The sequence below is a fragment of the Mesorhizobium sp. USDA 4132 genome, assembly GCF_056279545.1.
Genome location: NZ_JBWCCP010000001.1, coordinates 1,654,793 through 1,680,801 on the forward strand (window position 1 = coordinate 1,654,793; position 26,009 = coordinate 1,680,801).

23 protein-coding genes and 3 tRNA genes are annotated in these 26,009 nt (G+C 61.5%); 14 read left to right on the top strand and 12 right to left on the bottom strand.

What is annotated here, in order from left to right:
• The first annotated feature begins 189 nt into the window (after window positions 1-189).
• The 6 genes from ACZ9IU_RS08630 to ACZ9IU_RS08655 all read left to right on the top strand — a co-directional run bounded on the left by ACZ9IU_RS08630 (window position 190) and on the right by ACZ9IU_RS08655 (window position 4,298).
• On the top strand, window positions 190-699 hold the full coding sequence (locus tag ACZ9IU_RS08630) for a GNAT family N-acetyltransferase (RefSeq protein WP_038542067.1): 510 nt from the start codon (window positions 190-192) through the stop codon (window positions 697-699).
• A gap of 98 nt (window positions 700-797) precedes the next feature.
• Complete coding sequence (gatB, locus tag ACZ9IU_RS08635) at window positions 798-2,303, top strand: Asp-tRNA(Asn)/Glu-tRNA(Gln) amidotransferase subunit GatB (protein ID WP_038542068.1); 1,506 nt, start codon at window positions 798-800, stop codon at window positions 2,301-2,303.
• A 5-nt stretch (window positions 2,304-2,308) separates the two neighbouring features.
• Window positions 2,309-2,815, top strand: a complete 507-nt coding sequence (locus ACZ9IU_RS08640) for a GNAT family N-acetyltransferase (RefSeq protein ID WP_038542070.1) — start codon at window positions 2,309-2,311, stop codon at window positions 2,813-2,815.
• 23 nt (window positions 2,816-2,838) lie between these two features.
• On the top strand, window positions 2,839-3,300 hold the full coding sequence (locus ACZ9IU_RS08645) for a GNAT family N-acetyltransferase (protein WP_038542072.1): 462 nt from the start codon (window positions 2,839-2,841) through the stop codon (window positions 3,298-3,300).
• Window positions 3,301-3,403: 103 nt separating this feature from the next.
• Window positions 3,404-3,802 carry an NADH:ubiquinone oxidoreductase subunit NDUFA12 gene (locus ACZ9IU_RS08650; protein ID WP_038542075.1) on the top strand — a complete coding sequence of 133 codons (399 nt, stop codon included), beginning with the start codon at window positions 3,404-3,406 and terminating at the stop codon, window positions 3,800-3,802.
• A gap of 76 nt (window positions 3,803-3,878) precedes the next feature.
• Window positions 3,879-4,298: a DUF2155 domain-containing protein gene (locus ACZ9IU_RS08655; RefSeq protein WP_037081092.1), complete on the top strand. Its 420-nt coding sequence runs from the start codon at window positions 3,879-3,881 to the stop codon at window positions 4,296-4,298.
• 7 nt (window positions 4,299-4,305) lie between these two features.
• Here ACZ9IU_RS08655 and aat read toward each other — a convergent pair whose 3' ends face one another.
• From aat to ACZ9IU_RS08685, 6 genes are all read right to left on the bottom strand, one after another.
• On the bottom strand, window positions 4,306-4,923 hold the full coding sequence (gene aat, locus ACZ9IU_RS08660) for a leucyl/phenylalanyl-tRNA--protein transferase (RefSeq protein WP_038542077.1): 618 nt from the start codon (window positions 4,921-4,923) through the stop codon (window positions 4,306-4,308).
• 8 nt (window positions 4,924-4,931) lie between these two features.
• The gene (gene accC, locus ACZ9IU_RS08665) at window positions 4,932-6,278 is read right to left on the bottom strand and encodes an acetyl-CoA carboxylase biotin carboxylase subunit (protein WP_038542079.1); all 1,347 of its coding nucleotides are present in this window, start codon (window positions 6,276-6,278) and stop codon (window positions 4,932-4,934) included.
• A gap of 8 nt (window positions 6,279-6,286) precedes the next feature.
• Window positions 6,287-6,745 (bottom strand): acetyl-CoA carboxylase biotin carboxyl carrier protein, encoded by a 459-nt coding sequence (gene accB, locus ACZ9IU_RS08670; RefSeq protein ID WP_038542081.1) that lies wholly within the window; start codon window positions 6,743-6,745, stop codon window positions 6,287-6,289.
• A gap of 28 nt (window positions 6,746-6,773) precedes the next feature.
• Window positions 6,774-7,211, bottom strand: a complete 438-nt coding sequence (aroQ, locus tag ACZ9IU_RS08675) for a type II 3-dehydroquinate dehydratase (protein ID WP_038542084.1) — start codon at window positions 7,209-7,211, stop codon at window positions 6,774-6,776.
• Window positions 7,212-7,345: 134 nt separating this feature from the next.
• Window positions 7,346-8,122 carry a DsbA family protein gene (locus tag ACZ9IU_RS08680; RefSeq protein WP_038542085.1) on the bottom strand — a complete coding sequence of 259 codons (777 nt, stop codon included), beginning with the start codon at window positions 8,120-8,122 and terminating at the stop codon, window positions 7,346-7,348.
• 294 nt (window positions 8,123-8,416) lie between these two features.
• On the bottom strand, window positions 8,417-11,398 hold the full coding sequence (locus ACZ9IU_RS08685) for an Rne/Rng family ribonuclease (RefSeq protein ID WP_038542087.1): 2,982 nt from the start codon (window positions 11,396-11,398) through the stop codon (window positions 8,417-8,419).
• Window positions 11,399-12,026: 628 nt separating this feature from the next.
• On the opposite strand from ACZ9IU_RS08685, the gene ACZ9IU_RS08690 reads away from it, so the two are divergent.
• The 3 genes from ACZ9IU_RS08690 (at window position 12,027) to prfB (ending at window position 17,246) form a co-directional block, all read left to right on the top strand.
• On the top strand, window positions 12,027-13,274 hold the full coding sequence (locus ACZ9IU_RS08690; protein ID WP_038542089.1) for an N-acetylmuramoyl-L-alanine amidase: 1,248 nt from the start codon (window positions 12,027-12,029) through the stop codon (window positions 13,272-13,274).
• Window positions 13,275-13,530: 256 nt separating this feature from the next.
• Window positions 13,531-16,002, top strand: a complete 2,472-nt coding sequence (locus ACZ9IU_RS08695) for a penicillin-binding protein 1A (protein WP_038542091.1) — start codon at window positions 13,531-13,533, stop codon at window positions 16,000-16,002.
• Between the two features lie 112 nt (window positions 16,003-16,114).
• Window positions 16,115-17,246, top strand: a protein-coding gene (gene prfB, locus ACZ9IU_RS08700) for a peptide chain release factor 2 (protein WP_157885108.1) whose coding sequence is annotated in 2 segments (ribosomal slippage) — window positions 16,115-16,183 and window positions 16,185-17,246 — 1,131 coding nt in all. Because the reading frame shifts where the segments join, the coding sequence is not laid out codon by codon here.
• Between the two features lie 77 nt (window positions 17,247-17,323).
• Here prfB and ACZ9IU_RS08705 read toward each other — a convergent pair.
• Window positions 17,324-18,529 carry a multidrug effflux MFS transporter gene (locus ACZ9IU_RS08705; protein WP_038542096.1) on the bottom strand — a complete coding sequence of 402 codons (1,206 nt, stop codon included), beginning with the start codon at window positions 18,527-18,529 and terminating at the stop codon, window positions 17,324-17,326.
• 169 nt (window positions 18,530-18,698) lie between these two features.
• Between ACZ9IU_RS08705 and ACZ9IU_RS08710 the strand changes: the two genes are divergently transcribed.
• Window positions 18,699-19,355 (top strand): TetR/AcrR family transcriptional regulator, encoded by a 657-nt coding sequence (locus ACZ9IU_RS08710; protein ID WP_038542099.1) that lies wholly within the window; start codon window positions 18,699-18,701, stop codon window positions 19,353-19,355.
• A gap of 47 nt (window positions 19,356-19,402) precedes the next feature.
• On the opposite strand, the gene ACZ9IU_RS08715 is transcribed toward ACZ9IU_RS08710, so the two are convergent.
• Window positions 19,403-20,176 carry an NAD kinase gene (locus ACZ9IU_RS08715; protein ID WP_038549040.1) on the bottom strand — a complete coding sequence of 258 codons (774 nt, stop codon included), beginning with the start codon at window positions 20,174-20,176 and terminating at the stop codon, window positions 19,403-19,405.
• Between the two features lie 251 nt (window positions 20,177-20,427).
• Here ACZ9IU_RS08715 and ACZ9IU_RS08720 point away from each other — a divergent pair.
• Window positions 20,428-20,503: transfer RNA gene (locus ACZ9IU_RS08720), tRNA-Thr, on the top strand.
• 235 nt (window positions 20,504-20,738) lie between these two features.
• Window positions 20,739-21,167 (top strand): hypothetical protein, encoded by a 429-nt coding sequence (locus ACZ9IU_RS08725; RefSeq protein ID WP_051899687.1) that lies wholly within the window; start codon window positions 20,739-20,741, stop codon window positions 21,165-21,167.
• A gap of 47 nt (window positions 21,168-21,214) precedes the next feature.
• Here ACZ9IU_RS08725 and ACZ9IU_RS08730 read toward each other — a convergent pair whose 3' ends face one another.
• The 4 genes from ACZ9IU_RS08730 to rlmB all read right to left on the bottom strand — a co-directional run bounded on the left by ACZ9IU_RS08730 (window position 21,215) and on the right by rlmB (window position 25,545).
• Entirely contained in the window at window positions 21,215-22,120 is a 906-nt protein-coding gene (locus tag ACZ9IU_RS08730) for a transglycosylase SLT domain-containing protein (RefSeq protein ID WP_038549045.1), read from the bottom strand.
• A gap of 202 nt (window positions 22,121-22,322) precedes the next feature.
• Window positions 22,323-23,627 (bottom strand): UDP-glucose dehydrogenase family protein, encoded by a 1,305-nt coding sequence (locus tag ACZ9IU_RS08735; protein WP_038542102.1) that lies wholly within the window; start codon window positions 23,625-23,627, stop codon window positions 22,323-22,325.
• 165 nt (window positions 23,628-23,792) lie between these two features.
• Complete coding sequence (cysQ, locus tag ACZ9IU_RS08740; protein WP_038549047.1) at window positions 23,793-24,581, bottom strand: 3'(2'),5'-bisphosphate nucleotidase CysQ; 789 nt, start codon at window positions 24,579-24,581, stop codon at window positions 23,793-23,795.
• A gap of 85 nt (window positions 24,582-24,666) precedes the next feature.
• Entirely contained in the window at window positions 24,667-25,545 is an 879-nt protein-coding gene (gene rlmB, locus ACZ9IU_RS08745; RefSeq protein WP_038542105.1) for a 23S rRNA (guanosine(2251)-2'-O)-methyltransferase RlmB, read from the bottom strand.
• Window positions 25,546-25,747: 202 nt separating this feature from the next.
• Between rlmB and ACZ9IU_RS08750 the strand changes: the two genes are divergently transcribed.
• Window positions 25,748-25,832, top strand: a tRNA-Tyr gene (locus tag ACZ9IU_RS08750).
• 25 nt (window positions 25,833-25,857) lie between these two features.
• Window positions 25,858-25,931 (top strand) — tRNA-Gly (locus ACZ9IU_RS08755).
• Window positions 25,932-26,009 lie beyond the last annotated feature (78 nt).

Below are 26,009 nucleotides of genomic sequence, written 5' to 3' on the forward strand. Positions count from 1 at the left end.
GCGCGGCTATAAGAGCGGGGCCGGCCCCTTACCGGGTCTCTACGGAAGAGAACATCAAAACTCCATCGATACGAAATCCGCACTAGGCGGGTTTTCCGTGGTCGTCAAGCACCTGACGGAAACGCCCTATATGTTGCACTGGTCAAAGCGCAGACTCAGTGGTCTACTGAGGCTGCAACAGGGGAAGTTATGGCCCATATTCGCAATGCGCGTGAGGACGAGGTGGATATCCTGGCGGAAATCGGCTTCCGCTCCTGGGAAAAGGCCATGATGTCGATCGGCGAGATGACCGACATGCGCTCCGGCGCCCGCACCGCCTTCCAGAATTTCACGCGCTCCTCCTGGCTGACCATTACCGTCATCGAGCAGGGCGGCAATGTCGCCGGCTGGGCGGCGCGTGAAAAACTCGACGAACTGATCTCCGATTTCTGGATCGATCCGTCCTTCAAGGGGCAGGGGCTCGGCCGCGCGCTACTCGTCGAGATCGAGGCCGAGATCGTCCACCAGGGTTTTGAAGTCGCCCGCGTCGAGACCCATGCCCGCAATACCGAAGCGATTGGCTTTTTCGAAAAGCAGGGCTATTCCATCAACTGGCTCTCCACAAGCTATTCCCCGAAGATCGACCGCGACGTGCAATCGGTCGGCCTCTCGAAGCGCCTCGTTCTCGAAGCGCCGGATACTTACGGGCCGAGCTTCTAGATCGCCCTGCCAGCTTCAAGACGTCGGTTAAGCTTGCACGTCCGCGCCATTTGCTCTACCTCCAGAAAACGCAATCGAGACCATTTCACGAGCATCAGATGACCCTTGTCGACGTCCGCACGCCCGATCCGAAACGCTTCATTCCCGGTGCCACCGGCGATTGGGAAGTCATCATCGGCATGGAGGTGCACGCTCAGGTCCTTTCCAATTCCAAGCTTTTCTCCGGCGCCTCGACCGAGTTCGGCAAGCCGGCGAATTCCAACGTCTCGCTCGTCGATGCGGCCATGCCCGGCATGCTTCCCGTGATCAACGAGGAGTGCATCAAGCAGGCGGTGCGCACCGGGCTTGGCCTGAAGGCTGCGATCAACAAGCGTTCGTTGTTCGACCGCAAGAACTATTTCTACCCGGACCTGCCGCAGGGCTATCAGATCTCCCAGTTCAAGGATCCGATCGTCGGCGAAGGCAAGATCGTCATCTCGCTCGGCCCGGACCGCCAGGGTCAGTTCGAGGATATCGAGATCGGCATTGAGCGACTGCATCTCGAACAGGATGCCGGCAAGTCGATGCACGACCAGCATCCGACCATGTCCTATGTGGACCTGAACCGCTCCGGCGTCGCTCTGATGGAGATCGTCTCCAAGCCCGATATGCGCTCTTCCGACGAAGCCAAGGCCTACATGACCAAGCTTCGCTCGATCGTGCGCTACCTCGGCACCTGCGACGGCAACATGGACGAAGGCTCGATGCGCGCCGACGTCAACGTCTCGGTGCGCAAGCCCGGCGGTGAATTCGGCACCCGTTGCGAGATCAAGAACGTCAACTCAATCCGCTTCATCGGCCAGGCGATCGAATACGAAGCCCGCCGCCAGATCGGCATTCTCGAAGACGGCGGCTCGATCGACCAGGAGACCCGCCTTTTCGACCCGAACAAGGGCGAAACCCGTTCGATGCGCTCGAAGGAAGACGCGCACGACTATCGTTATTTCCCCGATCCGGACCTGCTGCCGCTCGAATTCGATGACGCCTTCATCGCCGAGCTGGAAAAGCACCTGCCGGAACTGCCGGACGACAAGAAGGCCCGTTTCGTGCGCGAACTCGGCCTGTCGATCTACGATGCCTCGGTGCTGGTCTCCGAAAAGGCGATCGCCGATTATTTCGAGGCGGTTGCCGAAGGCCGCGACGGCAAGACGGCGGCCAACTGGGTCATCAACGACCTGCTCGGCGCCTTGAACAGAACCGGCAAAGACATTGAAGAGACTCCGGTTTCGCCCGCCCAGCTCGGCAGCATCATCGACCTCATCAAGGCCGAAACAATCTCCGGCAAGATCGCCAAGGACCTGTTCGAGATCGTGCTCAACGAAGGCGGTGACCCGGCCGAACTCGTCGAGAGCCGCGGCATGAAGCAGGTCACCGATACCGGCGCGATCGAGGCCGCTGTCGACGAGATCATCGCTGCCAATCCGGACCAGGTCGCCAAGGTCAAGGCCAAGCCCACGCTCGCCGGCTGGTTTGTCGGCCAGGTGATGAAGTCGACCGGCGGCAAGGCCAATCCGCAGGCCGTCCAGGCACTGGTCAAGGCGAAGCTCGGGATCGAAGAGGAGTAGGCCCCATGGTCTACTTCGTCCGCACCGCCGGTGAAGCTGACGTCGAGCAGATCCGCGCCCTGCTGGCGGCGACCTTTCACGATACCTACGATCCGTTCTACGGGGCCGACAAGGTCAGGAGGATGGTCGACGGCTGGCATTCTCCAGGCGCCGTCAAGGCGCGTATCCAGAAGCGCGGCGGCGAATTCCTGGTCGCCGACAACGGCAAGGATATCGGCGGCATCGGTTATGCTGCCATGTATCCGAAGATGGTGAAGACGGCGATGCTGCACCAGCTCTACGTCAAGCCGTCCTGCCAGAACGAGGGCATTGGCCGCGATATCTTCGCCGAACTCGAAACCTGTTTTCCGGATGCCGAGATCATGCGGGTCGAGGTGGCGCTGCCGAACGTCCGCGCGATGTCCTTCTACGAGAGGCTCGGGTTTTCCGAGGTCGACAGGATGGAGGAGTGGGGTGCCCCCAATTCCGGCCTGCCGGCGATCATCATGGAGAAGCGGCTGGAGTTGCGCTGACCCACCCGAGGAGGACTTTTTGCATGGCCGACATCGTCATCCGCAGAGCGCGGCAAGCCGATCTTCCCGAGCTCATCGACCTGTTTGCCGCAGATGATATCGGCGGCCATGGCGACACGACGGACGAGGGCGCCTTCGACGACTACCTGCGCGCCTTCAACGTCATCGATGCCTCGCAGAACGAGCAGCTTTTCGTTGCCGAACTGGAAGGCGAAGTGGTCGGCACGTTCCAGATCCTCTTCAATCGCACGCTGACGGGTCGGGGATCGCTGTCGATGATCATCGAGGCGGTGCAGACGCGCGGCGACATGCGCGGCAAGGGCATCGGCGGTCAGATGATCCATCATGCGATCGAGGAAGCCAGGCGCCGCGGTTGCCGCCAGGTCGCACTCACCTCCAACATGGCCCGCACCGACGCGCATCGCTTCTATGAGCGGCTCGGCTTCGCCAGAAGCCATTTCGGCTTCAAGATGAAGCTCAAATGACCGTGCGCGACATTTGGAATCACTGGACATCGAAGGCGTCAAGCGGCATAAGCGGATCAACCACTTTGATCGTCATCCTGTTTGCCAAGCCGACGGAACATCCATGAAAAACCTCCTGCTGCAGATCTTCACCTGGTGGAACGGACAGACCATGGGCACCCGGTTCTTCACCTGGCGCTTCGGCAAGAAGGTCGGCGAAGACGAGCTCGGCAACATCTATTACGAAGGCCCGATGACTTCCTGGGGCAAGCCGAAGCGTTGGGTGATCTATAAGAATTACGCAGAAGCTTCCGCAATCGGGCCGGGCTGGCATGGCTGGATGCATTATCGCACCGACGTTGCTCCGTCGCAGGAGGATTACAAGGCTCGGGAATGGGAAAAGGCGCACAAGCTGAATGCCACCGGCACGCCGCTTGCCTATCACCCGCAGGGCTCGCTTGCCGCCACCGGCGAACGCCCCCGCGTCACAGGCGATTACGATGCCTGGACGCCCGGCAACTGACACCTGTTTTGGCCACAATCGCACTCTAGGTCTCGACGCCGACGGGATCGCCGGGACGGGAAGCATAATGGGATTGATGACGGTTTTTCCACGCAAGCCAATGGTCGGCGCATTGATCGCGCTTGCATCCGTGCTTGCGGCGGATGGTGTGTCTGCAGCGCGGCTGAATAATCCGGTCGCGGTCTTTGCCGGCATCGACAAGATCACCGGCCGCATCACTACATTCGACGTCTATGTCAACGAGACCGTTCAATACGGCGCGCTGCAGGTGACGCCAAAAGTTTGTTATTCCCGCGACGAGACGGAAGCCCAGAAGATCGATGGTTTTGTGGAAGTCGATGAGATCACCCTTGACCGCAAGATCCGCCGGATCTTCACCGGCTGGATGTTCGCCGACAGCCCCGGCCTCAATGCCGTCGAGCATCCGATCTACGACGTCTGGCTGACCGGCTGCAAACAGAAGTCCGACGTGCCGCCGCCGAAGGCGACCAACTGATTCCCCTTCAGAATTTCAGATGCGGGGAATCGACCGCTTTTCTCAAAAGCTTGAGATAGTCGTCCTTGGGGATATCGATCGCGCCGAACGTTTTCAGATGTTCGGTGGTGAACTGGGTGTCGAGCAGCGTGAAGCCGTTTTTCCGAAGCCGCTCGACAAGATGTACGAGGCAGATCTTGGAAGCGTTCGTGCGCCTCGAAAACATGCTCTCCCCGAAGAAGGCGGAGCCGAGCGAAACGCCATAAAGGCCGCCGACCAGTTCATCGCCCTCGAAGGCCTCGACGCTATGCGCGTGGCCCATGCGGTGCAGCTCGATATAGAGCTTGCGGATGGTGGAGTTGATCCAGGTACTCGGCCGGTCGCCGGCGGGCTCGGCGCAGAAGGCGATCACCCGCTCGAATGCCGTGTCGAAGCGGATGTCGAGCGGCGTCTTGCGGGCCGCCTTGGCCAGGCTTTTCGAAACGTGGAAGCCGTCGAGCGGCAGGATGCCGCGCATTTCCGGTTCGACCCAGAAGATTTCTGGGTCGTCGGCGGATTCGGCCATCGGAAAGAGGCCGATGGAATAGGCGCGCAGCAGGATTTCCGGGGTTATCGCCGGGTAATATCTGCCACGCCGCCCTGCCATCGATCTCCCTAATGCGTCTTGTCGCCGGCGAGGTAGTTTTCCAGCCAGTGAATGTCGTAATCGCCATTGGCGATATCCGGATTGTCGACGAGGTCCTGAAACAGCGGCAGCGTCGTCTTGATGCCGTCCACGACGAATTCGTCCAGCACACGGCGCAGACGCATCATGCATTCGACGCGGGTGCGTCCATGCACGATCAGCTTGCCGATCAAGCTGTCGTAGTAGGGCGGGATCTTATAGCCCGCATAGGCGCCGGAATCGACACGCACGCCAAGCCCGCCGGGCGCATGGAAATGCGTGATCGTGCCGGGCGACGGCACGAAGGTGCGCGGATCCTCGGCATTGATGCGGCATTCGATGGCATGGCCGAAGAATACGATATCTTCCTGGCGGACGGACAGGCCGCCGCCAGAGGCGACACGGATCTGTTCGTGCACGAGGTCGATGCCGGTGATCGCTTCGGTGACCGGATGCTCGACCTGAAGACGGGTGTTCATTTCGATGAAATAGAACTCGCCATTTTCGTAGAGGAACTCGATCGTGCCGGCGCCGCGGTATTTCAGCTTGCGCATCGCGTCGGCGCAGACTTCGCCGATCTTCATGCGCTGCTCGACGTTGAGGGCAGGGGAATTAGCTTCTTCCCAGACCTTCTGGTGGCGGCGCTGCAGCGAGCAGTCGCGTTCACCGAGATGGATGGCGTTGCCTTCGCCGTCACCGACAACCTGGATTTCGATGTGGCGCGGCTTCTCGAGATATTTTTCCATGTAGACGGCATCGTTGCCGAAAGCGGCGAGCGCTTCGGAACGGGCAGTCGACACGGCCTCGTCGAGATCGGCCTCGGTCTTGGCGACCTTCATGCCGCGTCCGCCGCCGCCGGCGGTTGCCTTGATCAGCACAGGGAAGCCGATCTGGCGGGCGATTTCCATCGCATTCTCGGGCTTCACTTCGCCGTCGGAACCGGGAACGACGGGGATGCCGAGTTCCTGCGCGGTCTGCTTGGCGGTGATCTTGTCGCCCATGATACGGATATGGTCGGCGGTCGGGCCGATGAAGGTGATGCCGTGCGCGTCGAGGATATCCGCGAACTTGGCGTTTTCCGACAGGAAGCCGTAGCCCGGATGCACCGCGTCGGCGCCGGTGATTTCGCAGGCGGCGACGATCTGGTGAATGTTCAGATAGCTGTCGCGCGACGGCGGCGGGCCGATGCACACACTTTCGTCGGCAAGCCGCACATGCATGGCGTCGGCGTCGGCGGTGGAATGGACCGCGACGGTCGCGATGCCGAGTTCCTTGCAGGCGCGAAGCACGCGAAGCGCGATTTCACCGCGGTTGGCTATGAGGATCTTGGAAATCATGGATGCGCCTACTCGATGACGACGAGCGGCTGGCCATACTCGACGGGCTGAGCGTCGTTGACCAGGATTTCCGTGACCTTGCCGGAGCGCGGCGCCGGGATCTGGTTCATCGTCTTCATGGCTTCGATGATCAGCAGCGTCTGGCCTTCCTTGACGGTGGCGCCGACTTCAACGAAGGCGCGCGAACCCGGGGCCGGGGAGAGGTAGATGGTGCCGACCATCGGCGCGGTCACGGCGTTCTTGTTGTCCTGCACGGCGGGCGCTGCAGCAACGGGAGCGGCTGCAGCAGCCGGAGCATAGCCGGGCGCTGCGATCGGGGCCTGGACATACTGCATCGTGCCGGCGCGGGATACGCGGATACGCAGATCGTCCTGTTCGACTTCGATCTCGGTGAGGTCGGTCTCGTTGAGGATGTTCGCGAGGTCGCGGATCAGTCCCTTGTCGATACCGTTCTTCTTGTCAGACATGGCAAACCCTATTGTTCTGTTTATCTTGTCAAGCGGTAATGGATTTTAAGGCGTGCAGCGCCAGAATGTAGCTCGCGGTGCCAAAACCGCAGATCACGCCCTTTACCGCCGGTGCGATCATCGAATGATGGCGGAATTCCTCCCGCGCGTGGACATTCGAGATATGAAGCTCGATCACCGGCACGGAGATCGCCTTGATGGCGTCGTGCAATGCAATCGAGGTATGGGTATAGGCGCCCGCATTGATGGCGACGCCGACGGCCTTTTCGTTGGCCTCGTGCATCCAGTCGATCAGCACGCCCTCGTGATTGCTCTGGCGGAAATCGACGTCGAAACCAAGTTCCCTGCCGGCTGTAATACAGTCGTTCTCGACGTCCTTCAGCGTGGCAGCGCCGTAAATGCCCGGCTCGCGCTTGCCCAGCATGTTGAGATTGGGGCCGTTGAGGACGAAGACCGTCTTGCTCATCACTGATCTATTGGTTCCCTGCAGAAATTCAGGGGCCACCTATAGACCGGCGAGGCGGCAAGGGAAAGCCCCCGCCGCGCCGAAAGCCCGTGAGTCCACTGCGATGGAACATCTATTGGTTGGCATCTGCCCTGTCAGCAGGTCGCCTTGCCGCAGGCGCGCACATTGGCGACCTTCTGCTCGATCGTATCGAGGCCGACGGCGCCGAAGACGGCTTCGTCGGCGACCACATAGGTCGGCGTGCCGGTGATACCGATCGCGTTGGCGATCCGATAGGCGTCGCGCACCAGATCGTCGTTCGGCTCATCGGCCATGGACTTGCGGATCGCCGCTTCCTTGACGCCAAGCGCACCCGCGACCGCAATGGCCGTCGCTTCCGAGGCGTGCGGCTTGCCGCCAAGCAGTTCGCGGTGGAATTTTGCATATTTCTCAGGCGCCAGCAGACGCACGGCGTTGGCCACCCGATGGGCTGCAAGCGAGTCCGGCCCGAGGATCGGGAATTCCTTCAGGATGAAACGGACGTTCTTGTCCTTGGAAAGGATGTCGTCCATGTCGGAGAGCGCCCGCTTGCAGTAGCCGCAATTGTAATCGAAAAACTCGACGACGGTCACGTCGCCCTTCGGATTGCCGAGCGTGATGTCGGTCGGCGAGGAGAAAATCTCCTGCTTGTTGTCCGCGATCGCCTTGGTCGATTGTTCGACGCGCTGGGTCTGCTGCTTGGCTTCCAATGCGTTTTGAACCTCGACCAGCACTTCCGGGTTCTCGATCAGATATTGGCGGATGAACTCGCCCATCTCCTTCTTCTGCTGGTCGTCCAGGGCGGCAGCCGGAGCGGCGGCGGAAAGTGTCAAGGCCAGCATCGAGCTGGCGGCCAATGTCTTGAAAACGGGCGTCTTGAACAGGCGAGTCATCCATATCCTCTTGGATCGGGCACACGAATCCCGCGCACCATTGTTGTGGTTTGTGCCCAAAGTAAGCCAGTCGGGCTTTTCAAAAAACCTCAAAATCATGTCCAGGCCGTTTTCACCGGTTCACAACTGCGTATGACGCCTGGCCGGATGACGAAATGGAGTCGGATTCCAACACGTTGGCTGCCTTTCCGGAATCGTTTCGGCAGGCAGTTGATCCGGTTTCTAAGGTTCAAGGCAGAGCAAAAACAAAAACGGCCGCGTTTTGCGCGGCCGTTTCATCTGTTCTCGTCAGGCTCAGAAGAAGCCGCGGCGCTGCCACCAGCCGGCCTTCTTGGGCTTCGACGGATCGGCGTCGGTCTCGGGCGTTGCCGCCGGATCGGAACTCTTCACCACCGCCTCGGCGGAGGAGGAGATGTTCGAGGCGCGATTGGCACGAGCCGGTTTCGCGTCGCCGGCGTCAACCTGTTCAGCGGTCGGCGCTTCTTCGACTGGAGCTTCGGCAGCCGGAGCAACCTCAGCAGCCCGTGGCTCTTCGCCGAGTGCAGCTTCGACCTGCTCGACGACGGTTTCCACCGGAGCCGTATCTGCGGCAGCCACTGGGACCTCTTCCGCAGCCGGGGCGTCGGCGACGGTCGCCGCCTTGCCACGACGCGAACGGCGGGGCTTGGCTTCTGCCTTGCCGGCAGGTGCGGCTTCCGCCTCGACGGGAGCAGCGACTGCCTCGACGGCGATCGCTTCAGCGGTCTCGGCTGCGGCTGCTGCCGGCACTGCCTCGACGTCTTCGCTGGACGCATCTTCGTCGGCCGCTTCGCTGTCATCCGAAGCGTTCAGTTCCTGTCCGTCCTCGCCGTTGCGATTGCGGCGACCACCGCGCTTGCCGCGGCGGCGGCGCTTGCGGCGATTTTCTTCCGAGTCCGAATCGGCGGCAACCGTTGCGTCGGATGCTTCGCCGGCTTCGGAAACATCGTCCTCGCCTTCGTCGCCGTCCTCGTCGCCATCAGCCATGTCGTCGCTGCCGCCCTGCGCGGCCTGGGCATCTGCGCCCTTTTCGCCGCCACGGTTGCGCCGACGCCGGCGGCGCTTGCGCTTGCGGCCGTTCGGATCGTCGCCCTGCGACTGGGCGCGCTCCGCAACCGCAGCAGCTGCCGGCTGCGACGAAGCAACGATCTCTTCCTCTTCCTCCTCGTCGGCCTCGACGATGATGTCGTCATCGTCTTCTTCGACGGGAATGGCCGCGAACTGCATCAGGCTTTCGATCTTGACCGGATTTTCGACCGGCTCGCCGCGATCGATCGCGAAGTGGCTGGAGCCGATGCTGACATCCGATTCGATGAAGATCGAGACGCCGAAGCGGTTCTCGTAATCGACGATGCTGGCGCGCTTGTGGTTGAGGAGATAGAGCGCGATTTCCGGCGTGGTGCGCACGGTGATGTCATGCGTGGTGTTCTTGAGCAGGTATTCCTCGACGCCGCGCAGCACATGCAGGGCGACCGACGACTGCGAGCGCACATGACCGGTACCGCCGCAATGGGTGCAGATCTGAGTCGTCGATTCGAGAACCGAAGCACGAATACGCTGGCGCGACATTTCGAGCAGGCCGAAATGCGAGATACGGCCGACCTGGATGCGGGCGCGGTCGTTCTTCAGGCAATCCTTCAGCCGCTTCTCGACGGCGCGGTTGTTGCGCTTTTCTTCCATGTCGATGAAGTCGATGACGATCAGGCCGGCAAGGTCGCGCAGGCGAAGCTGGCGGGCGACTTCTTCCGCCGCTTCCAGATTGGTCTGGAGCGCCGTTTCCTCGATCGAATGTTCGCGGGTCGAACGGCCGGAGTTGACGTCGATGGCGACGAGCGCTTCCGTCTGGTTCATGATCAGGTAGCCGCCGGACTTCAGCGTCACCTGCGGCTGCAGCATGCGGTCGAGCTGCGCCTCGATGCCGGAACGGGCAAAGATCGGATGCAGGTCGCGATAGGGCTGGACCACCTTGGCATGGCTCGGCATCAGCATCTTCATGAAGTCTTTCGCTTCACGATAGCCTTCTTCGCCGGACACGATGATCTCGGAAATGTCCTTGTTGTAGAGGTCGCGGATCGAGCGCTTGATCAACGAGCCTTCTTCATAGACGAGGGTAGGGGCGGTCGAGCTCAGTGTCAGCGTGCGGACGTTCTCCCACAGGCGCATCAGGTATTCGAAGTCGCGCTTGACTTCGACGCGGGTGCGGTTGGCGCCGGCGGTGCGCAGGATCACGCCCATGCCCTGCGGCACGTCGAGTTCGCGGGCGATTTCCTTAAGACGCTTGCGGTCCTGCGGCTGGGTGATCTTGCGGGAGATACCGCCGCCGCGCGCCGTGTTCGGCATCAGGACCGAATAACGGCCGGCGAGCGAAAGGTAGGTGGTAAGAGCAGCGCCCTTGTTGCCGCGCTCTTCCTTGGCGACCTGCACGAGCAGGATCTGGCGGCGCTTGATGACTTCCTGGATGCGATACTGCTTGCGCGGCTTGCGCACGACGCGGTCCGGAACTTCTTCCATCGCGTCTTCGGCGCCGACCGATTCGATCACTTCCTTCTCGCCGTGGTCGTCATCGTCGTCGTCATCGAAATCGTCGTTGCGGCCGCCGCCCCGGCGGGCGTCGACGTCTTCCGAAATCGAATCGGTCTCGACCATCGCGGCCATTTCGCCGGGCGTCGAACCGTCGTCGTCATTGTTGTCGGAGGAGGGCGCGCTTTCGCCCTCGGATGCTGCGGCTTCTGCGGCGGGCGCTTCGTCTGCCGGCTTCTTGCGGGCGCGGCTGCGGCGCGGTTTGGCCTTCGGCTTTTCGGCCTCTTCAGCAGCGACGACCTCGGCCGGGCTTGCTTCCGTTGCTTGGCCACCGGCTTCGCTTTCGGGCTCGGCGGCGGGTGCCGGGATGGAGATGCCGATATCCGGCTGTTCCTGGTGGGCTGGATCGACCACCGGATCAGCGGCTTCCGCCTCGGCGATCTTGCGCTGATCCTCGGCTTCCTGCTGCATCAGCGCCTGGCGGTCGGCAAGCGGGATCTGATAATAGTCGGGATGGATTTCGGCGAAGGCGAGGAAGCCGTGACGGTTCCCGCCGTAGTCGACGAAAGCGGCCTGTAGTGAGGGTTCGACCCTCGTCACCTTCGCCAGATAGATATTGCCGCGTATCTGTTTCTTATGCTGCGATTCGAAATCGAATTCCTCGATCCGGTTACCGCGAACGACAACTACGCGCGTCTCCTCTTCGTGAGACGCGTCGATAAGCATTTTGTCTGCCATTGAAATTCTGCTCCTCGGCGCCGCCGGGGGAATGCAGAAAAGGCTGCCACAAGGACAGGCCCGTCATGCAATGCGGTCGTTGCGCCGGATAAAGATGTTCCCGTCGGGCGCGGTTGTGACGGCAACCGGAAAGATGACGGGGAGCGTTGCTCCCTCGGTCCCTCCAGGTTCTGAAAATTGTGCCGCGACATCAAAAACCAAACGAGAATGACGATACCATAGGCCCGCAGGGGCCCGATGAATGTGCTCCGTATGAGCGGTGGGTGGCATGCCACCCGGTATTATTCCGGCCACCGCCGGTTGGATCGTGTATCAGGAAAAAGTGTAGCGACGGCGGATGACTGTCGGTCTTCGGCGCCAGGTCCTGAAGAGGCTGGCCAGCCTATCGGCAGACTATCCCGTCAACACTTTAACCCTCGGGGGCGTTGTATGGTTTATCTGTCACAATAGCAAGGGAAAAGCCAAGTTTGCCATATTCTCGATGGAATTAGACCTCTTATGAATGGCAAGGAACGGGCGGATGATTCGCATCTTTTAACGGGCAAATGCCTTCTAAAATGGGCACTTTGATGCGGGTTGCCTGATAGGCGGCGGGGCTTTGAATGCGAGTGGCGTTTTGAGGGCGGATGTGAAGGCAGGCGCGGCGACGACCGGCGGCGGGCGGCGGCGACCGTTTTTCGCGCGAATCGGTTGCGCGATTCTCCTTTTGGTAGGCTTCGTCGCGACCCTCCCCTTGAGCTCCGCCTGTGCAACGCCGCAGCCGCCGCTTCTCGCCTTCAGCGCGCGGGTCGCCGGTGACGAGGCGCGCACCCGGATCGTCATCGATTTCGAGAAGAAACCGGAATTCTCCGTCCATTACGTCGCCGCGCCTGAACGGGTGATCGTCGACCTGCCGGCGACGGCCTTCGGCTTCCCTGCCGAGGATCTGTCCGCGCGCGGCCTCTTCAAGGATATCCGCTACGGCACGATGGGTGAGTCGAGCGCTCGGATCGTACTGACCGCCAAGCGGCCGGTGAAACTGTCGATCGCCGAGGTTCAATCGAACGACAACGGCAGCTACCGGTTGGTCCTGGATGCGGAAATGGCCTCAAAGGAGGTTTTTGCCGATCTGGTGAAAACCCAGAACTGGGCGACGTCGGCGGCAGCCACTCCGGACCCGCTGGCGATGGCCGAGAAGGATAATGTCTTCACCGTTGCCGTCGATGCCGGGCATGGCGGGATCGATGCCGGCGCCACCGGGGCGGGCACCAAGACCCCGGAAAAGACCATCACGCTGGCATTCGCCAAGACGCTTGCCGAACGATTGAGCAAGGTCGACGGTATCAAGGTTTTCCTCACCCGCGACGACGACACGTTCCTGTCGCTCTCCGAGCGCGTGACGCTCGCCCGCCAGGGCCATGCCGATCTCTTCGTATCCTTGCACGCCGACACGCTCGGCCAGAAGGATATCCGCGGCGCGACCGTCTATACGCTCTCTGACAAGGCCTCCGACCGCATGGCCGAAAACCTCGCCACGCGCGAAAACCTGTCCGACGAGCTTGCGGGCTATACCCTCCAGAGCGGGCCGCCCGAAGTCGCCGATATCCTGCTCGACCTCACCCGCCGCGAGACCCAGGCGTTTTCGATCGCGCTCGCCAGCAATGTCGTCGAATCCTTCGAGGGACAGATCGGGCTCATCAACAATCCCCACCGTTACGCGGGTTTCCAGGTGCTGCGCGCACCGGACATTCCGTCCGTGCTCCTCGAACTCGGCTTTCTGTCCAATGCCGAAGATGAAAAGCTGCTTCTGGATGAGTCGTGGCGCTCGAAGGTGATCGACCGCATGATCGACGCGATCAGGCGCTATCGTGACCGGGCGATGGCAAATGGTGGCTGATTTTCCCGGATGCGCGTGGCGCGGGTGCCACAGGCGCCGGCGAATATGATGCAAGGGGAGGCCAGTCACCGGAAATTGCAGCTAAGAGCCCTATTTTACTCACATTCGGGCGATTACTCGGTGGTTCCCGGACGCAATGGATGACGGACGATTGATCCTCTTCCGGCTTGCGCTGGTTCGATCACCGTGCAAAACGCCTCTAACCATGCGATGGTGTGTTTCACGCGCCGAATGAAAGCTGAACGGTAGCTCCAATATGGTAAGATTGATTGGTTATCTCTTTGGATTGGCCTGCGTCCTGTTTCTGGTCGTGGCCGCCGGCGTGGGTATCTACCTCACCGGGATGACCAAAGACCTGCCGAACTATGAAGTTCTTGCCTCCTACGAGCCGCCGGTCGCCACTCGCGTTCATGCCGGCAACGGCGCGCTGATGGCCGAATATGCCCGCGAACGGCGCCTCTTCCTGCCGATCCAGGCGGTGCCCGATCGCGTCAAGGCCGCTTTCTTGTCGGCTGAAGACAAGAACTTCTACAGCCATCCCGGCATCGACATCACGGGGCTTGGGCGCGCGGTCCTCTCGAACCTTCAGAACCTCGGTTCCGGCCGTCGCCCCGAAGGCGCCTCGACCATCACCCAGCAGGTCGCGAAGAACTTCCTTCTGACCGGCGACCAGACGATCGACCGCAAGGTCAAGGAAGCGATCCTTTCCTTCCGTATCGAGCAGACCTATTCCAAGGACAAGATCCTCGAACTCTACCTGAACGAGATCTTCTTCGGCCTCAATTCCTACGGCATTGCAGGTGCTGCGCTCACCTATTTCGACAAGTCGGTGACCGAGCTGACGACGGCCGAGGCCGCCTATCTTGCGGCCCTTCCCAAGGGTCCGGCCAATTATCATCCCTTCCGCCGCGAAAAGGCGGCACTCGAGCGCCGCAACTGGGTCATCGACCGCATGGCCGAGAACGGCTACATCACGCAAGGCGATGCCGACGACGCCAAGAAGCAGCCGCTCGGCGTCAAGCAGCGCCGCACCGGCGCCCATGTCTTCGCATCGGATTATTTCTCCGAGGAAGTCCGCCGTCAGATCATCGACCGCTACGGTGACAAGGCGCTTTACGAAGGCGGGCTTTCGGTCCGCACGTCGCTCGACCCCGATCTTCAGGTCATCGCCCGCCGCGCCCTTCAGAACGGCCTCGTGGAATATGACGAGCGCCGCGGCTTTCATGGCCCGGTAGCGCAGATTGCCACGACCGGCGCGCCTGGAAGCTGGGATTGGGGCCCGGAACTCGCCAAGCAGAAGTCGCTTGCGGACGTGCCGGAATGGAAGCTGGCGGTCGTGACCGAAGTATCGGCAAAGTCCGCCACGATCGGCCTGCAGCCCTCGGCTGACGCGGCCGGCAAGGTCGATGCGGCTCGCGAGACGGGCACGATCAACGGCGACGACATGAAATGGGCCTACCGGGACTCCACCAATACCCGCAAGCCTGCGAAATCGCCGGACGGCGTGCTGAAGCCCGGCGATGTCGTCTACGTGGAACCCATCAATCCGCAGGCCAAGACCTATCGGCTGCGCCAGCCACCGAAAGTCCAGGGCGGTTTCGTCGCCATGGACCCGAATACGGGACGCGTTCTCGCGATGGCAGGCGGCTTCTCCTATTCGCAGTCCGAATTCAACCGCGCCACCCAGGCGATGCGCCAGCCGGGTTCGTCGTTCAAGCCGTTCGTCTATTCGGCAGCGCTCGATAACGGCTATACGCCCGCTTCGGTTATCCTCGACGCCCCGATCGAGATCGTCTCCGGCGGCCAGGTCTGGAAGCCGGAGAACTACGGCGGCGAGGCCGGCGGCCCGTCGACGCTGCGCACCGGCATCGAAAAATCCCGCAACCAGATGACCGTGCGCCTGGCACAGGACATGGGCATGGAACTGGTTGCCGAATATGCCGAGCGTTTCGGCATCTACGACAAGATGCTGCCGGTGCTTGCCATGTCGCTCGGTTCCGGCGAGACGACGGTCATGCGCATGGTCTCGGCCTATGCCGTCATCGCCAACGGCGGCAAGCAGATCAAGCCGACCGTCATCGACCGCATCCAGGACCGCTACGGTAAGACGATCTTCCGCCATGAGGAGCGCGCCTGCGACGGCTGCAACTCCAACGACTGGGCCCATCAGGAAGAACCGAGTATCGTCGATAACCGCGAGCAGGTTCTCGACCCGATGACCGCTTATCAGATCACCTCGATGATGCAGGGCGTGGTGCTGCGCGGCACGGCCGCCGGCAAGATTCCGGTCAAGGACCGCGACGTCGCCGGCAAGACCGGCACCACCAATGATGAAAAGGATGCCTGGTTCGTCGGCTTCACGCCGAACCTGGTCGCCGGCCTTTATATCGGCTTCGATACGCCGACTCCGCTCGGCCGTGCCGGCACCGGCGGTGGTCTTGCCGCGCCTATTTTCGGCGAGTTCCTCGCCCAGGCCGCCAAGCTGACACCTGCCGAAAAGTTCCACGTGCCGGATGGGATGCAGCTCGTCGCCGTCAATCGCAAGACCGGCATGGCGGCGATGGAAGGCCAGCCGGATACGATCGTCGAAGCCTTCAAGCCCGGCACCGGCCCGGCCGACGTCTTCCAGGTCATCGGCGACGGCGAATACATGACCCAGGATCAGATCTTCACCAATTCGCCCCAGGCGCAGCAGGCTGTCACCTCGGGCATGCCGGGTCTGTTCTGATCGCCATCCGAAGCGGCAGCCTCGTCGGCAGGCCCGGGCTTTACATCCGGGCTCGCTGCAACTATGTCCACGGCACTTAAAACCCCAACACAAAGAGCGAAGAACAAACGCCATGCGTGCGGAAATCATCAATGTAGTCGACGAAATCAAGCAGGCCATAAGCCTGCTGAGGAGGCATCTTTGACTGGGATCAGGCGGTAAGACGACTGGACTGGTTGAACAACAAGTCAGAGGATCCGAACCTCTGGAACGATGCTGCGGAAGCGCAGAAGCTGATGCGCGAGCGCCAGCAGCTCGATGACGGCATCAATGGCGTCAAGGCCATGGAGCAACAGCTCAACGACAATATCGAGCTTATCGAACTCGGCGAGGAAGAAGGCGACGAAGCGATCGTCAAGGAAGCCGAGGAGGCGCTGAAGGCGCTGAAGGCGGAATCCGGCCGGCGCCAGGTCGAGGCCATGCTGTCGGGCGAAGCGGATGGCAACGACACTTATGTCGAAGTCCATTCCGGCGCCGGCGGCACGGAAAGCCAGGATTGGGCAAACATGCTTCTGCGCATGTACACCCGCTGGGCGGAACGCCAGCGTTTCAAGGTCGAGTTGCTGGAAGTGCATGACGGCGAAGAAGCGGGCATCAAGTCCGCGACCATCCTCGTCAAGGGCCACAATGCCTATGGTTGGCTGAAGACCGAATCGGGCGTCCACCGCCTGGTCCGCATTTCGCCTTATGACAGCAACGCCCGCCGCCACACCTCGTTCTCGTCCATCTGGGTCTATCCGGTCATCGACGACTCGATCAACATCGAGATCAATGAAAGCGACTGCCGCATCGACACCTATCGTTCGTCGGGCGCCGGCGGCCAGCACGTCAACACCACCGACTCGGCGGTGCGCATCACCCATATCCCGTCGGGCATCGTGGTGCAGTGCCAGCAGGAACGCTCGCAGCACAAGAACAAGGCCAAGGCCTGGGACATGCTCCGTGCGCGGCTCTACGAAGCGGAGTTGAAGAAGCGCGAGGACGCGGCGAATGCCGAGGCGGCTTCCAAGTCCGATATCGGCTGGGGCCACCAAATCCGCTCCTACGTTCTGCAGCCCTACCAGATGGTCAAGGACCTGCGCACAGGCGTGACAAGTACTGCGCCGGACGACGTGCTGGACGGAGATATCAATCCTTTCATGGAAGCGGCCTTGGCGCACCGCATCAGCGGCAAGCCGGATGTGGATGTCGCCGACGTCGACTGACGATCCATGCAACAATCACAAACGAAAGCGGCCGGACCTTGCAAGGTCCGGCCGCTTTTCTTTGGGCAAAGCGCGGTTTATTCCGCCGCAGCCGTCATGGCTCCCTGGCGGCTGCGCAGCACGACAAGCGACAGCAGGAGGACCACCACCGAGCATGTCGCGATGACCGTGACCATCGGCCGCGAGGTGCCGTCGACAAACATGCCGCCGAGGCCAACCACGACCGCTGACGTCACGAACTGGATCGTGCCCATCATCGCCGACGCCGTGCCGGCAATCCGGCCGTGATGTTCGAGCGCCAGCACCGCCGCCGTCGGGATGATCAGGCCGAGGAAGCCGTAGCCGCCGAACAGGAAGGCCGCCATCACATCGAGACGGTCGATGCCGAGCGAGGTGACGAGTGCCAGAAGGACCATCATCGTCGAATAACCGAACACCGCGCTGCGGATCACTTTGCGGAGCCCGACCTTGCGTGAAAGCCAGCCGTTCAGCTGCGACATGCCGATGAAGGCGACCGCATTGCACGAAAAGACGATGCTGTAGAAGGTCGGTGAGAGGCCGTAATGCTCGATCAGCACGAAGGACGAGTTTGCCACATAGATCATGTAGCTCGACATGCCGAAGGAGGCGATCAGCACAAGCCCGAGATAATAGGGGTCCCGGAGCAGCGTGCCATAGGAGTTGAGCGCGCCGGCGAGGCTGCTTTCGCTGCGCGCAGCCGGCAGGCGGGTTTCCTCAAGGAAAAACACGGCAACGACGGCGCCGACCGCGCCGGCACCGACCATCACCCAGAAGATCAGCCGCCAGTCGCCGAACACGGTGACGATGCTGCCGGCAAGCGGGGCGAGGATCGGCGAGACGCTGAACACCAGCATCAGCCGCGACATCAGCTCGGCTGCGGCCGGACCGGTATGGAGGTCGCGGACGATGGCGCGGGAGATGACGACGCCGGCGCAGGCGCCCATGCCCTGCAGGAACCGGAAGGCGATCAGCCATTCGATCGACGGCGACAGCGCGCAGCCGATCGCGCCGATGGCATAAAGCGCGAGGCCGACATAGAGCGGCCGCTTGCGGCCGAACATGTCGGAGAGCGGGCCGTAGGCGATCTGCGACACCGCCATGGCGGCGAAGAAGGAGATCAGGCTCGCCTGTACCTCATGGCTGTTGGCATTGAGGCTGGCGCGGATGGTCGGCAGCGCCGGGAGATACATGTCGAGGGCGAAAAGCCCGATAGCCGAGAGCAGCCCGAGCGACAGGGCATGCGAAGGAGCTCTGCTTTGCATTTGGAAAAAACCTTTCCCGTCACCACATCTGCCGTGGTAACGGCAGGCGAGGACGATTATGGGAGATGAATATGAGAGCCGGCCAGATACGGGAGAGTGGGCCTAAACAATCATGTAAATTATTTTGGACACAATTGTCCAATCCGTCAAGCCCCGCTATAGTGATGTCATGAAAAATTCGTCTGCCGAACTTCCGCGCGATTACGACACCTGGCCGCCGGCGCAGAACAAGCGCCAGGCGATCCTCAATGCTGCAGCCGATGTTTTCGCCCAAGAAGGCTTTGGCGGCGCCAGCATTGATGCGATCGCGGCGAGGGCAGGGGTGTCGCGCCAGACGATCTATAATCAGCTGGGCGACAAGGATAATCTTTTCAAGGTCGTGGTCGCCGAAATCACCGACCGCTCCAGCGCCGGTTTCTTTCGCGTGCTCGATACTTTCCCCGTGGCGCCGCAGGACATCGAGACGGAGCTGACGCAGTTTTCGGCTCAGCTCCTGCGCAAGGCGATCTGCGACCCGAACGGCCGCTGGCTGCGCAAGGTGGTCGAGACCGAAGGCGCTCGCTTCCCTGAGCTTTTCGAGACCTGGAAGGAATACGGGCCGGGCAAGAAATACCCGGCGATCGCAGCCCGCCTGGCGCAGCTCGCCCATGGCGGTTATCTCGAGGTCGACGATCCGGCGCTTGCCGCCCGCCAGTATATGGCGCTTCTGGCGACCGACCTGCGTTACGATCAGCAACTCGGCCGTCAGACGCCCGAATCGGAGATCGACCAGATGGCGGCAAACGCTACCCGCACTTTTTTGCGTGCCTTTTCCCCGAAGCGCTGAGCTTCACGCGAGGGCAATAGGTTTCATCCGCGTGAGCTGACGCTGAGTCAGTTGTTGAACTGTTCGGCGAGAATCCGGTCGGACCAGGAATGGTTCGGATCGGAGAGGATACGCGCGGTGATTTCGGTCGACTGCGCCACCCGCACCTTCAGCACCGACTTCACCTCGGTATTGTCGGCAACCGCGTTGACCGGCCGCTTGTCCGGTTCGAGGATATGGATGTCGACGCAGACGTGGTTCGGCAGCAGCGCCCCACGCCAGCGCCGCGGACGGAAGGCCGAGACCGGCGTCATGGCGAGCAACGGCGCTTCCAGCGGCAGGATCGGGCCATGCGCCGAGAGATTGTAGGCGGTCGAACCGGCGGGCGTCGCGATCATCAGGCCGTCGCAGATCAGTTCCTCCAGCCGCACATGGCCGTCGATCTCCACCCTGAGCTTGGCCGCCTGATAGGATTGCCGGAAAAGATAGACTTCATTGATGGCGAGTGCCACCGACGTCGAGCCATCCTCGTTTTCCGTCGTCATCTTCAGCGGGTGAAACTCATTTTCAACCGATTCGGCCACCCGCTCGTGGAGTTTCTGGGCGCGATAATCGTTCATCAGGAAGCCGACTGAGCCGCAGTTCATCCCATAGACGCTTTTACCCGTATTGATCGTGTCGTGGAGCGTCTGCAGCATGAAACCGTCGCCGCCGAGCGCGATGATCACGTCGGCTTCCTCGGTCGGCACATTGCCATAGAGCCGTACGAGTTCTTCCAGCGCGGATTGTGCTTCCGGGGCTGTCGAGGCGATGATGGAGAACTTGTTCGTCTCAGACGACATGAACGGGCCTTTGAGGGTGCCGCCGCCCGACGGGGCGCGCAAGGGACGCTGTAAACAGGTGAGCTAACACGATCCTGTGACAGGACCATGCCGGCGGGACGGCACTAAGTACAGTAAAAACAGGCTTTTGAACAAGCGCCTTGCGCCATCGCCCATGCGTGAAACAACGCAACTCGAATGCACGGTATGTGATGTTACGGCGATTTTCTCTTTACAGGAGGGGAAAATCTGGTAACTCCCCACTCGAAAGTGCCCTTGTAGCTCAGTTGGTAGAGCACCTGATTTGTAATCAGGGGGTCCCGGGTTCGAACCCTGGCGGGGGCACCATTAAAATCAATCACTTAATCAAGTAGGCGTTCCAACGCATTCCGACAGCGTTCCTACTCGCCTGTTCCCGCTCGGTTTTTGCTGGAACGGCTGGCGACTTGGAGATTCACAACATGGCCGCCTGACCCCGCCGCCGTTATTCGGTGGAAGCGATTGGAACGTCGGAAACCTTATGCGATCGGCAGGGTTAGGCGGCCGTAGGGCATATCTGGAAAATCCCACGAGAGGAAATCCAATGTTTGCAAAGATACTCACCGTTGGCGCATTGTCGCTCGGTCTCGCCACTGCCGCAGTTGCCCAGTCGGGTTCGGGATCCGGATCAGTATCCGGCGGCGTTTCGGGCTCAGGTTCTGCGGGAACCAGCGGATCCGCACCGGGATCGGGAACCACTGGCTCCGGCACGCTCAATGGCAATACGACCACCCCGCTGAATGGAGCAGGACGCGGCGCGCTTGATTCCAATTCGACAGGCAGCACGATCGGCAATTCCGGCGGCTCCAAATGCGCGCCCAACAACCTGCCGCAGGGTTCTGGATCCGCCACGACCAATAACCTGCCACAGGGTTCCGGCTCCGCCACGACCAACAATCTGCCGCAAGGTTCCGGCTCCGCGACGCCCAATGCGGACGGAACTCTCGCGCCTGGGCAGGCACAAAACTGCTGATCGAGACCTATGTGCGGCAAGCGGAAGGCCTTCTTCTGCTTACCGCTTCAGTTTCTGAAAACCGTGCAGGGCACGGCGTGTGCCCTGATCCTGGCACACAAGTCGATAGCTTCAGCTCTGGTGGCGCGGCCGATCCGCGCTGCATAGCGCGGGCGATAGCCGAAATTGCCGCGTTTCTGCCGCACGACGAGCGCCCGTTCCGAGTTGAGTGGCGCCGGCAGACGGCTGATCGTGGTGGCAAATAGCTGGCTGGCGATATTCGGATTGTAGTGCGCGGAAAGCTGCACGCCCCAGGGCGCCCAATCCGCCGATGCTATCAAGACGCTCTCCTTGAGCCGCCTCGTATTGGCGAGCCGCAGGCAGCCGTCGAGGAAGGGTTTTCCGGGATCGAGAGCCTGAGCCGCCGTCTTCGGCGGATCGCCCTTCCACGTTTCTGCGGAATGGCCGGTAATCGCAAACACGTAGTCGCGCGTCTCGATCGGCAGCCGCCCGGTCGTCAGGAATGTTTCGAGACCTGCTTCGCCCGCATTATAGGCTGCGGCGGCAAGGCCGAGATTGCCAAAACGGTCGCGCAGATCCCTGAGATAGAGAGCGGATGCCGCAAGCGCTTCGATGACATCGAAGCTGTTTCTCAGGCCGCGGATTCTTGCGGTTTCCGGCATGAACTGGGCGATGCCCTCGGCCCCTTTCGGGCTCACCGCATTGGCCCGGAACAGGCTTTCCCGCCAGACCAGCCTCGCGAAAAATTCCGGCGGCAGCCCGTTCTTCTCGGCCAGCCGTTGCATCACCTGGCAGAGATCCTGATTGTAGGTTTCGGCGCGGATGCACATTCGACCAATCTCGTCCGATGCCGCACGCTCGTATTGGCATTCGGGAGCGGCGGGGTCTTCGGCAGCACCGACGCTCCCACCGGAGGGCGGGACAGCCAAGGACAGGCCCAAGCCTATTTGCATGAGGCGGCGAAACATCATCGATAGGCAATATGCCCAACCGGAGCGCAGCTTTAAAGCCTTCGACGGCAGGATTGCTCCAAAAGCGACTGGCACGGATGGTCCAGCACCGGGTCACAGCCCAGGTGATTTTCGCTTGCCCGATCTGCGGGACAACTCCTGCAAAGAGCCCAAAAACTCCAGGCCCGCCGCCTTCGAGACTGCCCTAGTGCATTTTTCCGACGCCGGTATAGGCAAAGCCATGGGCTTCCACCTCCCGCGCGCGATAGACATTGCGCAGGTCGACGAGAACCGGGCTCTTCATGACGGATTTCAGGCGTTCGAGATCGAGTGCGCGAAATTCGTTCCATTCGGTGACGAGAACCGCGACATCGGCGCCTTCGGCGGCCTGATAGGGGCCGTCGGCGAATTCGATAGCCATCAACTGCCTGGCGTTTTCCATGCCTTCCGGATCGTAGCCGGAAACGATCGCGCCGGCATCCTGCAGCGTCTGGACGACGGCGATCGCCGGGCTGTCGCGCATGTCGTCGGTGTTCGGCTTGAAGGTCAGCCCAAAGACGGCAACTTTCTTGCCGCGCACGTCGCCGCCGGCAGCCGCGATCACCTTGCGGCCCATCGCCCGCTTGCGGGTGTCGTTGACGGCGATGGTGGTCTCGATCAGGCGCACCGGGCTTTCATAATCCTGGGCGGTCTTGGCGAGCGCCAGCGTGTCCTTCGGGAAGCAGGAGCCGCCGTAGCCGGGGCCGGCATGCAGGAATTTCGAGCCGATGCGGCCGTCGAGACCGATGCCGCGTGAAACGTCCTGGACGTCGGCGCCGACGCGCTCGCAGAGATCGGCCATTTCGTTGATGAAGGTGATCTTCATCGCCAGGAAGGCATTGGCGGCATATTTGATCAGCTCGGAGGTCCGGCGGCTGGTGAAGAGGAGCGGCGACTGGTTGAGATAGAGCGGGCGATAGACTTCCGTCATCACTCCGCGGGCGCGCTCGTCGGAAAGGCCGACGACGATGCGGTCAGGGCGCTTGAAGTCCTCGATCGCAGCGCCTTCACGCAGGAATTCGGGGTTGGAGACGACGGCGAAATCCGCGTCCGGATTGGTTTCGCGGATGATCCGCTCCACCTCGTCGCCGGTGCCGACCGGAACCGTCGACTTGGTGACGATGACGGTGAAGCCGGTCAACGCCTCGGCGATTTCGCGTGCTGCGGCATGGACATAGCCGAGATCGGCATGGCCGTCGCCGCGGCGCGACGGGGTGCCGACTGCGATGAAGACGACATCGGCATCGGCCACGGCGGGGCCGAGTTCCGTGGTGAAGGAAAGGCGACGGGATTTGACGTTCGATTCGACCAGCGCCTCGAGGCCCGGCTCGAAGATCGGGATGACGCCTTGTTTCAGCGCTTCGATCTTTTCGGCAGCCTTGTCGACGCAGATCACGTCATGTCCGAAATCCGCAAAGCAGGCACCCGACACGAGGCCGACATAACCCGATCCAACCATCACAATACGCATCAATGATCCTCATCTTTATCCGGCAATCTCACGCGCAGCGGTTTCCTAAGCGCATCCGAAAGGGAATGCAACGCGTCGGATTGGTTGCCTGCGGCGCTTTGGTCAGGCGTTACCCGAGCCGGCCTGAGTGGCCAACGTTACGGGGTAATGACAATAGGATTGCGGCTACGGCTTTCCAGGGCGCGATCCCCAGGCAATGAAATCGGGATTGGCGAAATCCATCATGTCCGCGCGGCCGGTCTTGCCATAGGTAAGCGGTGCCCCGTCGAGCGTGACCGTGCTGCCGCCAGCGGCACGGAGCACGGCGTCCCCGGCGGCCGTGTCCCATTCCATGGTTCGGCCGAAGCGGGGGTAGAGATCGGCGACACCCTCCGCCAGCAGGCAGAATTTCAGCGAGGAACCAATGCTGCGGATATCGGCGGCGCCTGATTTCTCGAGGAAGGCCTGGGTCTCGGCGGAATTATGCGAGCGGCTCGCAACGCAGATCGGCCGGGTCTCGACCGGCCTTGCAACGACCGGCGCCCGGCTCGTCACCGCGAATTCGTCGTCGATCACAAGTTTTTCCGCCCGACCACCGCCGCCGAGATAGGCGACCTTGAGGGCCGGCGCATAAACGACACCGAGTATCGGCATGCCGTTCTCGATCAGGGCGATGTTGACCGTGAAATCCTCGCGATCGTTGATGAACTCCTTGGTACCGTCGAGCGGATCGACCAGAATGAAGGAGCGTCCTTCGATCGACGGGATGCGTCCCATCGCAACCGATTCTTCCGCGACGACGGGGATGTCGGGAAAGGCTTGGGCAAGCTCGGCAAGAATGATCTCTTCGGCCCGTTCGTCCGCCTCCGTGACCGGGGATTTATCAGCCTTGTAGCTGGTGTTGGGTCCGGCCCTGTAGATGTCCAGGATGGCTTTGCCCGCAAGCAGCGCGGCTTTTTCGAATGTGGCGAGTATGAATTCCATGGCGGCTGGTCACGTCGGTTGGGTAGACTTCCAATGACACGTTTGCCCCGCGCATGGGAGTCTAAAACGGCTCGGCTCAACCGGCCTTGGCGAGATGCTGCTGTGTCGCGTAGAGCGCGATCGCGGCGGCGTTCGAGACGTTGAGCGATTTGATAGCGCCCGGCATGTCGAGACGGGCAAGCGCGTTGACCGTCTCGCGGGTCTTCTGACGCAGGCCCTTGCCCTCGGAACCAAGCACCAGGGCGATCCGGCCGCCGGCAAACGTGCCTTCGAGCGGGGCGGGGCCTTCCGAATCGAGCCCGATCGTCTGGAAGCCGAGCCGGTGCAGTTCCTCGATCGCGTCGGCGAGATTGGTAATCTGTATATAAGGTATCAGTTCCAGCGCGCCGGAGGCCGATTTTGCAAGTACGCCGGATTCGGTCGGGCTATGTCTCTGGGTGGTGATGACCGCGCCGGCGCCGAAAGCGACCGCTGAGCGCATGATCGCGCCGACATTGTGCGGGTCGGTCACCTGGTCGAGAACCAGCAGAAGCGGACTCGCCTTCAGCGCTTCCAGCCGGCGCATGGGGAGGGGCCGCGTTTCCAGCATCACGCCCTGATGAATGGCCTCGGGGCCGAGCACCTTGTCGATATCCTGGGGCGAAACGAATTCGATCGGAAAGGACAATGTCTCCGGCTCGCCGATATCGAGCCGCGCGAAGGCGTTCTGGGTCACCGACAGCTTGATGAGCTTGCGCTCGGGATTGTCGAGGGCGGCGCGCACCGTGTGCAGGCCATAAAGGAAGACCTGTTCCGGCTGAAGCTGCGGCGGCTTCCAGTCCTTGTTGGATTTCGGCCGCTTCAAGGGCGGCGTCGGAATTTCTCCGCGTTCGCGCTTGGAGTCGCGCACGGCGCGCCGAAGCGTCGCATAATGGGTGTCGCGGGTGGATTTGTCTTGTTTGTCGTCCTTGCTCATCAGGCCTTATAGCCATCCTCGCTCTCCGGGCAAAGCCCTCGACGGGGAGGCGGATCGAAAGAGCGGCTGATTTATTTTCGTCATTTTTGCTTCTTCCTCGTGTTGACAGACGAGAACGAGGCGGTCATATACGCGGCGCAGATCGAGGGGCGGCAAGCTTCAAGGTCTGACGAACTTGGTCTCACGATCCGGACGAAAAACTGGAGAGATGCCCGAGTGGTTAAAGGGGACGGACTGTAAATCCGTTGGCTCAGCCTACGTTGGTTCAAATCCAACTCTCTCCACCATTCGTCTCTGATCGGACACCACACCGCGGGTATAGCTCAATGGTAGAGCAGCAGCCTTCCAAGCTGAATACGCGGGTTCGATTCCCGCTACCCGCTCCATAATCTCAACCATTTACAATGACGGCGTGCCAGTTGGTGCAACGCTTTCCTGCGTCTCCGTCGAAGCGGGTCCGGCGA

Bases quoted from the DNA above. Each gene is read 5' to 3' on its own strand.
- ACZ9IU_RS08680 (WP_038542085.1), bottom strand. From the start codon at position 8,122: ATGACTCGCCTGTTCAAGACGCCCGTTTTCAAGACATTGGCCGCCAGC.
- ACZ9IU_RS08695 (WP_038542091.1), top strand. From the start codon at position 13,531: ATGGTAAGATTGATTGGTTATCTCTTTGGATTGGCCTGCGTCCTGTTT.
- aat (WP_038542077.1), bottom strand. From the start codon at position 4,923: ATGGCAGGGCGGCGTGGCAGATATTACCCGGCGATAACCCCGGAAATC.
- gatB (WP_038542068.1), top strand. From the start codon at position 798: ATGACCCTTGTCGACGTCCGCACGCCCGATCCGAAACGCTTCATTCCC.
- ACZ9IU_RS08730 (WP_038549045.1), bottom strand. From the start codon at position 22,120: ATGCAAATAGGCTTGGGCCTGTCCTTGGCTGTCCCGCCCTCCGGTGGG.
- ACZ9IU_RS08645 (WP_038542072.1), top strand. From the start codon at position 2,839: ATGGCCGACATCGTCATCCGCAGAGCGCGGCAAGCCGATCTTCCCGAG.
- ACZ9IU_RS08640 (WP_038542070.1), top strand. From the start codon at position 2,309: ATGGTCTACTTCGTCCGCACCGCCGGTGAAGCTGACGTCGAGCAGATC.
- ACZ9IU_RS08685 (WP_038542087.1), bottom strand. From the start codon at position 11,398: ATGGCAGACAAAATGCTTATCGACGCGTCTCACGAAGAGGAGACGCGC.
- ACZ9IU_RS08735 (WP_038542102.1), bottom strand. From the start codon at position 23,627: ATGCGTATTGTGATGGTTGGATCGGGTTATGTCGGCCTCGTGTCGGGT.
- accC (WP_038542079.1), bottom strand. From the start codon at position 6,278: ATGATTTCCAAGATCCTCATAGCCAACCGCGGTGAAATCGCGCTTCGC.
- accB (WP_038542081.1), bottom strand. From the start codon at position 6,745: ATGTCTGACAAGAAGAACGGTATCGACAAGGGACTGATCCGCGACCTC.
- ACZ9IU_RS08655 (WP_037081092.1), top strand. From the start codon at position 3,879: ATGACGGTTTTTCCACGCAAGCCAATGGTCGGCGCATTGATCGCGCTT.
- ACZ9IU_RS08705 (WP_038542096.1), bottom strand. From the start codon at position 18,529: ATGCAAAGCAGAGCTCCTTCGCATGCCCTGTCGCTCGGGCTGCTCTCG.
- aroQ (WP_038542084.1), bottom strand. From the start codon at position 7,211: ATGAGCAAGACGGTCTTCGTCCTCAACGGCCCCAATCTCAACATGCTG.
- ACZ9IU_RS08710 (WP_038542099.1), top strand. From the start codon at position 18,699: ATGAAAAATTCGTCTGCCGAACTTCCGCGCGATTACGACACCTGGCCG.
- ACZ9IU_RS08715 (WP_038549040.1), bottom strand. From the start codon at position 20,176: ATGTCGTCTGAGACGAACAAGTTCTCCATCATCGCCTCGACAGCCCCG.
- ACZ9IU_RS08725 (WP_051899687.1), top strand. From the start codon at position 20,739: ATGTTTGCAAAGATACTCACCGTTGGCGCATTGTCGCTCGGTCTCGCC.
- ACZ9IU_RS08650 (WP_038542075.1), top strand. From the start codon at position 3,404: ATGAAAAACCTCCTGCTGCAGATCTTCACCTGGTGGAACGGACAGACC.
- rlmB (WP_038542105.1), bottom strand. From the start codon at position 25,545: ATGAGCAAGGACGACAAACAAGACAAATCCACCCGCGACACCCATTAT.
- ACZ9IU_RS08630 (WP_038542067.1), top strand. From the start codon at position 190: ATGGCCCATATTCGCAATGCGCGTGAGGACGAGGTGGATATCCTGGCG.